This is a genomic window from Streptomyces sp. NPDC003379 (assembly GCF_053589195.1).
In genome coordinates this window covers 58,706-70,150 of the sequence record NZ_JBSFRK010000003.1, presented here as the reverse complement: position 1 = coordinate 70,150, position 11,445 = coordinate 58,706, and the positions used below count along the sequence as shown (strand labels likewise).

Annotated in this window: 11 protein-coding genes; 3 read left to right on the top strand and 8 right to left on the bottom strand. The window is 71.2% G+C overall.

The features are described 5' to 3' along the window. Positions 1-141 precede the first annotated feature (141 nt). Entirely contained in the window at positions 142-642 is a 501-nt protein-coding gene (locus ACWDVB_RS04205) for a hypothetical protein (protein ID WP_451513987.1), read from the bottom strand. Between the two features lie 239 nt (positions 643-881). On the opposite strand from ACWDVB_RS04205, the gene ACWDVB_RS04200 reads away from it, so the two are divergent. After that, entirely contained in the window at positions 882-1,955 is a 1,074-nt protein-coding gene (locus tag ACWDVB_RS04200) for a leucine-rich repeat domain-containing protein (RefSeq protein ID WP_451513988.1), read from the top strand. 29 nt (positions 1,956-1,984) lie between these two features. Here ACWDVB_RS04200 and ACWDVB_RS04195 read toward each other — a convergent pair whose 3' ends face one another. The 5 genes from ACWDVB_RS04195 to ACWDVB_RS04175 all read right to left on the bottom strand — a co-directional run bounded on the left by ACWDVB_RS04195 (position 1,985) and on the right by ACWDVB_RS04175 (position 6,446). Next, on the bottom strand, positions 1,985-2,227 hold the full coding sequence (locus tag ACWDVB_RS04195) for a DUF397 domain-containing protein (RefSeq protein ID WP_451513989.1): 243 nt from the start codon (positions 2,225-2,227) through the stop codon (positions 1,985-1,987). Positions 2,228-2,333: 106 nt separating this feature from the next. Continuing rightward, a complete protein-coding gene (locus ACWDVB_RS04190; RefSeq protein ID WP_451513990.1) occupies positions 2,334-3,536 on the bottom strand; it encodes a thiolase domain-containing protein in 1,203 nt (400 codons plus the stop codon). Further along, complete coding sequence (locus tag ACWDVB_RS04185) at positions 3,533-4,615, bottom strand: thiolase domain-containing protein (protein ID WP_451513991.1); 1,083 nt, start codon at positions 4,613-4,615, stop codon at positions 3,533-3,535. The genes ACWDVB_RS04190 and ACWDVB_RS04185 overlap by 4 nt, the downstream gene beginning before the upstream one ends. After that, positions 4,616-5,578, bottom strand: a complete 963-nt coding sequence (locus ACWDVB_RS04180) for a Zn-ribbon domain-containing OB-fold protein (protein ID WP_451513992.1) — start codon at positions 5,576-5,578, stop codon at positions 4,616-4,618. Between the two features lie 67 nt (positions 5,579-5,645). Further along, positions 5,646-6,446, bottom strand: coding sequence for a crotonase/enoyl-CoA hydratase family protein (locus ACWDVB_RS04175; protein WP_451513993.1), 801 nt, complete (start codon positions 6,444-6,446; stop codon positions 5,646-5,648). 222 nt (positions 6,447-6,668) lie between these two features. On the opposite strand from ACWDVB_RS04175, the gene ACWDVB_RS04170 reads away from it, so the two are divergent. Beyond that, positions 6,669-8,318, top strand: a complete 1,650-nt coding sequence (locus ACWDVB_RS04170; protein WP_451513994.1) for an acyl-CoA synthetase — start codon at positions 6,669-6,671, stop codon at positions 8,316-8,318. 13 nt (positions 8,319-8,331) lie between these two features. On the opposite strand, the gene ACWDVB_RS04165 is transcribed toward ACWDVB_RS04170, so the two are convergent. Together ACWDVB_RS04165 and ACWDVB_RS04160 are read right to left on the bottom strand one after the other, a co-directional pair. After that, positions 8,332-8,952 carry a chorismate mutase gene (locus tag ACWDVB_RS04165; RefSeq protein ID WP_451513995.1) on the bottom strand — a complete coding sequence of 207 codons (621 nt, stop codon included), beginning with the start codon at positions 8,950-8,952 and terminating at the stop codon, positions 8,332-8,334. 63 nt (positions 8,953-9,015) lie between these two features. Then, complete coding sequence (locus ACWDVB_RS04160; RefSeq protein WP_451513996.1) at positions 9,016-9,861, bottom strand: alpha/beta fold hydrolase; 846 nt, start codon at positions 9,859-9,861, stop codon at positions 9,016-9,018. A gap of 183 nt (positions 9,862-10,044) precedes the next feature. On the opposite strand from ACWDVB_RS04160, the gene paaK reads away from it, so the two are divergent. Next, entirely contained in the window at positions 10,045-11,328 is a 1,284-nt protein-coding gene (paaK, locus tag ACWDVB_RS04155) for a phenylacetate--CoA ligase PaaK (RefSeq protein ID WP_451513997.1), read from the top strand. The last annotated feature ends 117 nt before the right edge of the window (positions 11,329-11,445 follow it).

The following is an 11,445-nucleotide window of genomic DNA, read 5'->3' as shown; positions in this document are numbered from 1 at the left end:
CCCCTGAGTCATGACGGATCACGTTAAAAGTCCGATGACTGCCCTGACAAGACAGAAAACCGCCCCGCTCCTTGGACGGAGCGGGGCGGTGCTTGGACGGAAGTGTGGGGTCGGCGGGGCGCTCGGGTCCGGCCGGGGCGATCAAGCCTGCTGGAAGAGCTCCGCGGGCAGCGGCTTCAGGAGGGCGTACAGGTCGTCGGTGATCGGCCGGTCCCAGGCGGCGATGGTCACCAGGACGTTGTCGCTGCGGTCGAACTGCACGCAGGAGATGCGGCTCTCCGAGAGCTTCAGGCGGCGCACGATGAGGAGGTTGTCCCCCTGCATCACCGGGATGTCCTCCGTCGAGACGACGGTGATGTCCTCGTCGTTCTCCAGGGCCAGGAGCAGCTGGGCCACCTCGAAGGGGACCTCGCCCTCGGCGGTGTCGCGCGCGGGGGAACCCTCGGGGAGGTTGCCGATGATCATGGCGGGGCCGCGCCCGCCGAACAGGTCGTAGCGCAGGAACACGCCCTGGCAGCTGCCATCGGGGGCGGGCAGCAGACCCGCGCCGAGATTGCCGGGCCAGTCACCAGGATCCATGGCCAGTACATCGAAGTCCGGGCCCGCGGGGGTGGCGGAGCTGCGGCGGCGGAGGAAGGACATGCGCCCATGGTACGTGGCCGCCGACGTTTACCGACGCGGGGGCGCGGCTGGTCGGCGGGGGCGACGGGGCGGTGCGGGTCCGTGGCCGGATACCGCACACGGAGTAGCCTCGCGGGGGAGGGGGGAAGATCGGGGTGGGTGGGGCGGTGGGGGCGCTCGGTTGTCGGTTGTCCGCTGGACTGGGGGCGAGTCGACGGCGCGGGGCAGGGGGGAAGCAGAGACGGGGAGGGAGCAGGACAGTGGACGATCGCATGGAGGGGGAGAGCGGCATGGGTGCGGAGACCGGCACGGCCGGGGAGAGCGGCACGGGTGCGGAGGGCAGCGGGCGTGTGGACGCCACCAGGCACGTCCGGGGCGGCACGCGCTCGGGCGGCGGCACCACGGTGGGCGGCCGCATGGCTGCCGGCCACCGCCTCACCGAGGACGACCGCATACCTGCCGACCCCCGCACCGCCGCAGAACACCACCACACCGGGAGCGACACCCCGACTGCGGGCCACCGCACGGCCACCGACGACGCCCTGCCCGCAGGCACCCGCGCCCCGGCGGTCGGTCATCCGGCTGCCGATCGACCCGCCACCGCCGCCGACGGCACCCGCACCGTGCTGAACTACTGGCACGGCGGCCTCAGCGGCGTGCCGGACGAAGTGTGGCGGCATTCAAGGCTGGAAGTGCTGCTTCTGCCCGACAACGCGCTCACCGTCGTCCCCGCCCGCATCGGCACACTCAACGCGCTGCACACGCTCGACCTCGGCCACAACAGGCTGCGCGCCGTCCCGGACGAGATCGGTGACCTCGCCGCGCTGAGCCGCTTCCTCTACCTCCACGACAACGAACTCACCGAGCTGCCCGCATCGCTCGGTCGCCTCACCCGCCTCGCCTATCTGAACGTCGGCGAGAATAGGCTGACGCACCTTCCCGACACTCTCGGCGCCATGACCGCTCTGGTAGAACTACGCGCCCAGCACAACCAGTTGGCCCAGCTGCCCGGCACGATCGGATCCCTCTCCTCGCTCCGCGAGCTGTGGCTGCGCGGCAATGAACTCGCCGACTTGCCCATGCCCGTACGGAACTTGGCGGAGCTCCGCGAGATCGAGCTGCGTGAGAACTCCTTCACGGCCGTACCGGAGGCCCTGCGCGGCCTGCCCCTGCTCCGCCGCGTCGACCTCCGCGGGAATCGGGTGCGCCATCTCCCCGACTGGCTGGGCGAGTTGCCGTCCCTGGAGAAGCTGGACCTCCGATGGAACGACACCCACGTCCACGAGGACCTCCTCCGGACGCTTGAGGGCAAGGGCTGCGTCGTACTGCGCTAGCCCCGGCACATCAGCGCGGCGAGCACGCTCTACGTCAGATCGAACTCCCCCGCACGCGCGCCGTGCACGAACGCCCCCCACTCCGCCGGAGTGAAGATCAAGGACGGGCCCTCCGGCCGGCCTCCGTTGCGCATCGCGACGAAACCTTCGACGAAGGCGATCTCCACGTCCCCACGCCCTTCGCTGCTCGATCGCCAGTCGGCACTGCTGAGGTCGAGCTCCGGCTTGTCCCAGCCCGCGAATGGATGCTGCTGAATGGTGCCTTCGGCCACGTCCTGCTCCTCCCGAATGCGTCGTCCGGCGTCAGCCTAGCTTTCGCTTCGGGCGCCGGACAGGTCGCGGAGCAAGGAGCGCGCTCCGTCCGGCGCGCCGGTGGCGTCAGGTGGTGGGCGGTTCGGCCCCGACGAGCCACATCGAGAAGAACTGCGCGCCGCCCCCATAGGCGTGCCCAAGTGCCTTGCGCGCCCCGGGTACTTGGTGCTCTCCTGCCTGGCCACGCACCTGAAGTGCCGCCTCCGCGAAGCGGATCATGCCGGAGGCACCGATGGGGTTGGCCGACAGGACGCCGCCGGACATGTTCACGGGGAGGTCGCCGTCCAGTTCCGTCACGCCGGCCTCGGTGAGCTTCCAGCCCTCGCCCTCGGCCGCGAAGCCGAGGTTCTCCAGCCACATCGGCTCGTACCAGGAGAACGGCACGTACATCTCGACGGCGTCGATCTCCCGACGCGGGTCCGCGATGCCCGCCTGTCGGTAGACGTCGGCCGCGCAGTCCTTGCCCGCCTGCGGGGAGACGAAATCCTTGCCCGCGAAGAGCGTCGGCTCGCTGCGCATCGCGCCGCCGTGCATCCAGGCGGGCGGCCGGGGCGAACGGGCCGCGCCCGCACGGTCGGTGAGGATCATCGCGCAGGCGCCGTCGGAGGACGGGCAGGTCTCGGAGTAGCGGATCGGGTCCCAGAGCATGGGCGAGGCCTGGACCTTCTCCAGGGTGATGTCGTGTTCGTGGAGGTGCGCGCAGGGGTTCTTCAGGGCGTTGCGGCGGTCCTTGTACGCGACGAGGGAGCCGACCGTGTCGGGGGCGCCCGTGCGCCGCATGTACGCGCGTACGTGCGGGGCGAAGAAGCCGCCCGCCCCCGCGAGCAGCGGCTGCTGGAAGGGGATGGGCAGCGACAGGCCCCACATCGCGTTGGATTCCGACTGCTTTTCGAAGGCGAGGGTCAGGACGGTGCCGTGGACGCGGCCCGCGACGAGGTTGGCGGCGACGAGTGCCGTGGAGCCGCCGACGGAGCCGGCCGTGTGGACGCGGAGCATGGGTTTGCCGACGGCGCCGAGGGCGTCGGCGAGATACAGCTCCGGCATCATGACGCCCTCGAAGAAGTCGGGCGCCTTGCCGATGACGACGGCGTCGATGTCGGACCAGCCCAACTCGGCGTCGGCCAGCGCACTTTGCGCCGCCTCACGGACCAGGCCCGCGATCGACACGTCACGCCGTGCGGCCACGTGCTTGGTCTGGCCGATCCCGACGACGGCGACAGGCTCCTTGCCGACCGAACCGCTCACCGAACCGCCCACCGAACTGCTCATCGGGTGTCTCCTTCCAGGACGGCCACCAGGTTCTGCTGAAGGCAGGGCCCCGAGGTGGCGTGCGCGACGGCGCGGTCCGAGGCTCCTCGGTGGATGCGGGCGGCGGCCTCGCCGATGCGGATGAGTCCGGCGGCCATCATGGGGTTGGCGGCGAGCGCGCCCCCCGACGGGTTGACCGCGACGTCGTCACCGAGTTTCAGGGCCTTGCGCAGGACGACCTCCTGCGCGGTGAACGGGGCGTGCAACTCGGCGGTGTCCACGGGGCGTTCGAAGGCTCCGGCGCGCTCGGCGGCCAGGCGCGTGGACGGTGAGTCGGTGAGGTCGCGCACTCCGAGTGCATGCGCCTCGACGCGGTGGTCGATGCCCCGGATCCACGCGGGACGCTCGCACAGCTCACGGGCCCGCTCCCCCGCCGCGAGGATCACGGCGGCGGCTCCGTCACCGATCGGCGGGCAGTCGCCGGTGCGCATCGGACGTACGACGTATTCGCCCTGCGCGACCGAACCGGACAGCTGCGCATGTGAGTTGGCGGTGGCGTCGGCCCGGCTGCGGTGGGCGATCCCGGCCAGCGCGGGCTCGTCGGTCTCGCCCGCGTCGATGAGCGCCTGCGCCTGGAGGGCGGCGAGCGCCACGGAGTCGGGCCAGAGCGGGGCGACGTAGTACGGGTCGAGCTGCCGCGTCAGCACATCGCGTACGGAGCCGGGCGAGGACTTGCCGTAGGAGTAGACGAGCGCGGTGTCGGTCTCGCCGGTCTGCAGCTTCGTCCACGCCTCGTACAGCGCCCAGGCGCCGTCCATCTCGACGTGCGACTCGGAGATCGGCGGCCAGGCGCCCACCCCGTCGAGCGCCATCGTGAAGGAGAAGGCCCGGCCCGCGAGATAGTCCGAGGAGCCTGAGCAGGTGAACCCGATGTCGCTGGTCTTCAGTCCGGTGGCGGCCAGCACTTCGTGCAGTACCGGCATGAGCATCTCGACCTCGGACAGCTCGTCGGTGGAGCGCAGATGGTCGGTCTGCCCGAAGGCGACGACGGCGACGTCGCGGGCGGGCCGCGGCACGGACGGCTTGCGGGGCGGCGCCATCTAGATCAGCTCCTTGTACGTGTCGTAGTCGGCGTCGGGCTCCCCCGTGGGCCGGTAGTGCTCGGGATAGCGGCCGCCTTCGGTCCACACCGGTTCGACGCGCAGGCCCATGCGGACCTCGTCGTAGGGGATGCCGGCTATGCGCGCGTGCAGCGCGAGGTCGGCGCCGTCGAGGGCGATGTGCGCGTAGACGTACGGCACTTCGATGTCGAGGTTCTTCGCCTTGATGTTGACGATGCAGTACGTCGTGACGGTGCCGCGCGGCCCGACCTCCACCCGCTCCGCCGTGGCGACCCCGCAGGTGGGACAGGCGCCCCGGGGCGGGACGTACACCTTGCGGCAGGAGGGGCAGCGCTCGCCGACGGTCTTCCGCTCGGAGAGGGCGTGGATGTACGCGGTCTGGGCGCGGCCGGGCGAGTAGGTGTAGTCGAGCCGGGCGGCCGCGACGATCCCGGTGACGGGTTCGGCGAACTCCCCGCTGTGCGGCACGCCTTGACGACCCTCGCGCTGCCCGCCGTACGGCTCGAAGCAGGCGATGTCCGTGATGGCGCCGACGCGTTCGGCGGCCCAGCGGATACGGACGCGCATGCCGGTGCGCACGGCGTCCGGGCCGGGGGCGTCGAGGGCGTGCAGCAGGGCGGTGTCGGCGCCGTCCAGCTTCACCAGGACCCAGGCGAAGGGGGTGGCGAGGGGCTGGCCGCGGCGAGGCTCGTGGTTCCAGGCCCAGGTGGTGACGGTCCCCGTGGCGCCGACCTCGACGAGGTCACGTATCTCCTCGGCGGTCACGGGGTCGTACTCGACGGGCGGCACGAGCGTGCGTCCGTCACCGGTCCTCACACCGAGCACGGTGCGTTCCCGCAGCCCGGTCAGGAAGGCGCTCTGCACGGGCCCGAGGGACCGCGTGAACGGAAACTCGACGACAAGAGGAGCATGAAGCACATCGGGGGACGGACCGGACGCCATGGGCGAACTCCATTTCACTCAGGGGACGGAAGGCGCCCCGTAGGGGGCGCGGGGCTGTGCCACTGGCCTACGCCCGCCGGAACACAGGCGCCCGCTTCTCCGCGAAGGCTCTGGAGCCCTCTTTCGCGTCGGCGGTGTCGAAGACGGGCCACCCCCTCTCCAACTCGGCCGCCAGGCCGTCCGTCTCCGTCAGCTCAGCGGCCTCGTACACCGAGGCCTTGACCGCCTCCACGGCGAGTGGCCCGCACCCGTTGATCTGCTCGGCGATGACGAGCGCCTTCTCCAGCGCGGCGCCGTCCGGCACGACGTGTCCGACCAGGCCGATCGCGGCGGCCTCGGCCGCAGAATAGGGCCGCCCGGTGAGCAGCATTTCGAGTGCGTGCGTACGAGGGATCTGGCGCGGAAGCCGCACGGTGGAGCCCCCGATGGGGAACAGGCCGCGCCGAACCTCGAAGAGGCCGAAGGTCGCGGACTCGCCCGCGACGCGGATGTCGGTGCCCTGGAGGATCTCCGTGCCGCCGGCCACGCAGTACCCCTCGACGGCGGCGATGACCGGCTTGCGGGGCCGGTGGTGGCGCAGCATCGCCTTCCAGTGCAGATCGGGGTCGGCCTTCATCCGGTCCCGGTACTGCTCGCCCTCCATCCCGTTGCCCGCGAGGGCCTTGAGGTCCATGCCCGCGCAGAACGCGCCGCCCGCGCCGGTCAGCACGATCGAGCGGACCGCGTCGTCCTCGTCGGCCGCCACCCAGCCGTCGTAGAGGCCCACGAGCATCGACAGCGAGAGGGCGTTCTTCGCTTCGGGCCTGTTCAGCGTGAGGATCAGTGTGGCGCCTTCGCGCCGCACGGAGAGGTGTTCCGTCCCACCCATGTGCCGTGCTCCCTCCATCGACGGCCACCGAACGGCCGGCCTGTCGCCTCCGGACCTGGAACAGGTTGCAGTAGGCGGGGATCCAGTTCAATACTTTTCTGACAGTCAGTCAGTTTCTTTCTGCGAGAGCCCTTCCCACTCAGGGGAGCCTCTGCTCTGATGACCGCCAAGCCGGACGTCGGACGGGACGTCGGAGTGGGTGCCGGGGTCAGGAGGAGTGCGGTGGAGTACAACCTTGCCGACCTGTTCGAGTCGGTCGTCGACGTGGTCCCCGACCGGGAGGCGCTCGTCTACATCGACCACCCCGGCACTGGCGCGGAGCACCGGCTGACCTACGCCGAGCTGGACGCGGCGGCCAACCGCGTCGCGCACCACCTGATCGACAGCGGCCTGAAGCCGGGCGAGCATCTGGGACTGCATCTGTACAACGGCGTCGAGTACCTCCAGACGGTCCTTGCCTGCCTCAAGGCACGGCTCGTGCCGGTCAACGTCAACTACCGTTACGTGGAGGAGGAGTTGGTCTACCTCTACCGCGACGCGGATCTCGCGGCGCTCGTCTTCGACGCCGAGTTCACCGAGCGGGTCGCGGCGACGCTGCCGCGCACGGAGAGGCTGCGGCACCTGATCCGGGTGGGCACGCCGCCCGCCGACGCGCCCGCGCTCGATACCAGGGATGCCATGGACGCCATGGACGCCATGGACGTTGTGACGTTCACCGACGCGGAGGCCGCGGGCTCACCGGGCCGGGGCTTCGCGCCGCGCTCCGCGGACGACCTGTTCATCATCTACACCGGCGGTACGACCGGCATGCCCAAGGGTGTCATGTGGCGCCAGGAGGACCTGTTCTTCGCGGGGCTCTTCGGTGGCGAGCCGGCGGGCGAGCCGGTGAAGCGGCCCGAGGAGCTGGCCGAGCGCGTCGCCGCCGGCGGTCCCGGCCTCACCTTCTTCCCCACTCCCCCGCTGATGCACGGCACGTCGACGCTGACGTCGTTCATCGCCTTCAACTACGGCCAGCGGGTGGCCCTCCACCGCAAGTACGTACCCGAAGAGGTGCTCCGCACCATCGCGCGGGAGAAGGTGTCGAGCGTGTCCCTCGTGGGCGACGCGATGCTCAGGCCGCTCATCGACGCCCTGCGCGGTCCGCTCAAGGGCGTCGACCTGTCGTCGCTGTTCAGCGTCTCCTCGTCCGGGGCGATCATGTCGGAGACGGTGCGCGCCCAGTTCCAGGAGCTGGTGGCGGACGTACTGCTCCTGAACAACTTCGGCTCCTCCGAGTCCGGGTCCAACGGCAGGGCCACGGACGACTCCGGCCCGGAGAAGGGCTTCCGTCTGGAGGTCAACGACCGTACGCGCGTGGTGGATCCGGCCACCCACGAGCCGGTCCCGGTGGGCGAGCCGGGCCGTCTCGCGCAACGCGGCCATGTGCCGCTCGGCTACTACAACGACCCGGCGAAGACCGCCGAGACCTTCTTCCAGAAGGGCGGCGAACGCTGGGTGCTGCTCGGCGACATGGCGACGGTCGACGAGAACGGCATCGTCACCGTCCTCGGCCGCGGCTCGCAGTGCATCAACACCGGCGGCGAGAAGGTGTATCCGGAGGAGGTCGAGCAGGCCCTCAAGTCACATCCGGACGTGTACGACGCGCTGGTCGCCGGAGTGCCCGACGAGCGGTGGGGCTCCAGGGTCGCCGCGGTCGTCCAACTCCGCGCGGGCGCTCCGTCGTTGGACCTGGAGGCGGTCCAGATGCACTGCCGTGCGCTGCTCGCCGGTTACAAGGTTCCGCGCGCGGTGGTCTTCACGGACCACATCCAGCGCTCGCCGAGCGGCAAGGCGGACTACCGGTGGGCGAAGGCGGTGGCGGCGGGAGGGTAGCCGTACCGACGGCTTATGCCGCGCAGACGGACCGCAGCGCCCGCCCGAGGGCAAGCGTGTGCAGGGTGTCGAGCCGGTCGGCGCGCCGGACGTGTGCGGCGGCCGCGGTCAGGGCTCCGCCGCAGTACGGCGCGGTCCGCGCGCCCGCTGAAGCGGCGATGCCCCGGACCAGTCGTCCGTTGACACGGTTGATCTTCTCGCGGACCTCGGCGAGGTCGGGCCGCTCCTTCGGGGCCTGGGACGGGTCGGCGTCCCAGCGCCGGAACAGCCCTCGCTGCACCGCCTTGTTGGCCTCGATCTGGTCCCGGAAGATCCGCACCGTCGCCTCGGGGTCGCCGCCGATCTCCCGTGCCTCCTGGGCCACCGCGTCCAGGACCTGCTTCTCGCGGACCGGATCGTCGATGGGGCCGCCCGTGCCGTACTTGGCGGCGGCAACGAGGTCGGCGGTGGCGAGGCGCCGGGCCGACAGGTCGGCGAGAGGGCCCAGTGGGGCGTACGGACCCGTGGACGCGGTAGTGGCAGCGGAGGCGGTCGGCTGCGCGGGCGCGGCCACCGCCGCGGCGCTTCCCGTGAACAGGGCGGCGACCACCGCGCCAACGCTCAGCAAGCGGCCCGCGTTCGAGATCAGCTGCACGAAATGTGTCCTCCTGGGCCGTGTCCGTGGAGTCCCGCCTGCCGCGGGCCGGCAGCGCACCGCTCAGTCCTGCGCGAGGAACCCCGCCACCCGCCGCGTGAACCACTCCGGGTCGTCCAGCCAGGGAAAGTGCCCGCCGCCGGGCTGCACTTGGCACACACCGGCGGGGAAGTGCGCGGCCAGCTCCTCTGCGCGGGCGGGGCTCGGTCCGCCGTCGTAGGCGCCCGCGAGCACGAGCACCGGCGCGCCCACGGCGGCGAGGGCGGCGCGGGTCGCGGGCGGGTCGAAGGTGGCCTCGCCGTAGTACGCCTCGGACGCCGCCGCGTTCTTCTGGGCCGCGCTCTGCGCCCGGTGCGCCTGGGCCGCGGCGTCCCAACGGCCGTAGGTGAGCGGCGCGATGGCCTCCCAGCCCGCCGTGGGGGCGCGGCCCTGGGCGATCTCGCGCAGCGCGGTCTCGGCCGCCGGGTACCAGGGCTCGTCCTTGCGGAGCGCGGCCGCCTCGCGGCGGTCCTCGTCGGTGGCGGCGCCGCCGACGGCCAGCGTGGCCGGGGTGACGAGGACCAGGGTGCGGATCCGCTTGGGGTGGCGGGCCGCGTACAGCGTGGCGAGGTCGCCGCCGGCGGAGTGCCCTAGCACGTCGACCTGGTCGAGGCCGAGGTGCTCGCGCAGCGCCTCGACGTCGTCGGTCTGCCGGTCGCAGCGGTACGTCGAGGGGTCGTCCGGCACCGCCGAGTCGCCCGTGCCACGCAGGTCGAGCAGGATGAGGCGGCGGTGCGCCGTGAGCCCTCCGAGATCCCCCAGATAGACGGAGGCCCGCATGGGGCCGCCGGGCAGGCAGAGCAGCGGCTCGCCCTCACCCTTCTCGTGGTAGGCCAGCTGGGTTCCGTCGTACGCGCTGAATACCGGCATGTCGGGGATCATCACATCCCGGCCGCCTTCAGGCAACGCCGTGCCCCATGGTCCGCCGGCTCCAAGCGGTGGTGCGCGATCTCTTGACGCCCACCGCCCTGCCTGGATTACTGACCTCGACGGAAGATCGACGACCGAATGATCGGTCGCCCGTTCAGGACGGGAGAAGCGCTTATGGCGCGTATGCCGCTACAGCTGGACGAGGCGGAACGGCTCGGCCCCCGGGAGCTGGGGGCGCTGCAGCTGGAACGCCTTCAGGACACCCTGCTGCACGCGTACGAGAACGTCCCGTTCTACCGGGCGGCGTTCGACAAGGCGGGCCTGCGCCCCGACGACTGCCGTTCGCTCGCCGATCTGGCGCGGTTCCCCTTCACCACCAAGGACGATCTGCGGGCCAACTACCCGTTCGGTATGTTCGCGGTGGAGCAGTCCGAGGTGCGTCGGCTGCACGCCTCCAGCGGCACGACCGGGCTTCCGACGGTCGTCGGGTACACCGAGCGGGACCTGTCCATGTGGGCGGACGTGGTGGCGCGCTCGATCCGCGCGGCGGGCGGCAGGCCCGGCGACAAGGTTCATGTGGCGTACGGCTACGGCCTGTTCACCGGCGGTCTCGGCGCGCACTACGGCGCCGAGCGGCTCGGCTGTACGGTGATCCCCGCGTCCGGCGGGATGACCGCGCGTCAGGTGCGCCTGATCCAGGACTTCCGCCCCGAGATCATCATGGTGACCCCGTCGTACATGCTCACGCTCCTGGAGGAGTTCGAGCGACAGGGCGTCGATCCCCGTACGACGTCCCTGCGGGTCGGCATCTTCGGCGCGGAGCCGTGGACGCAGGAGATGCGGCGCGAGATCGAGGAGCGTTTCGCGATCGACGCCGTCGACATATACGGGCTCTCGGAGGTGATCGGCCCCGGCGTCGCCCAGGAGTGCGTGGAGACCAAGGACGGGCTGCACATCTGGGAGGACCACTTCTATCCCGAGGTCGTCGATCCGATCACGGGTGAGGTGCTGCCGGACGGGGAGCACGGCGAGCTGGTGTTCACCTCGCTCACCAAGGAGGCCATGCCCGTGGTCCGCTACCGGACGCGGGATCTGACGCGGCTGCTGCCCGGCACCGCGCGCGTCTTCCGGCGGATGGAGAAGGTGACGGGCCGCAGCGACGACATGGTGATCCTGCGCGGGGTCAATCTCTTCCCCACGCAGATCGAGGAGATCGTGCTGCGCACGGCGGGCGTCGCCCCGCACTTCCAGCTGCGCCTGACGCGCGAGGGACGTATGGACGCCCTGACGGTGCGGGCCGAGGCGCGCGCGGACACGCCGCCCGAGCGGCGCGCGGCGGCGGCCCGGGAGATCGCGGCGGCGGTGAAGGACGGCATCGGCGTCTCGGTCGGCGTCGACATCGTGGACCCGGAGACGCTGGAGCGGTCGGTGGGCAAGTTCAAGCGGATCGTGGATGTGCGGGAGTAGGAGCGGCAGCACCTCCAGGAGAGACGTCACGTGCGGTAATGAATCACTCACGGTAAGTAGTAGCCTGTCTTGCCGTCGGTGACCTTCTTCATCAACCCCGTCGGCTTCCTCGGAGGA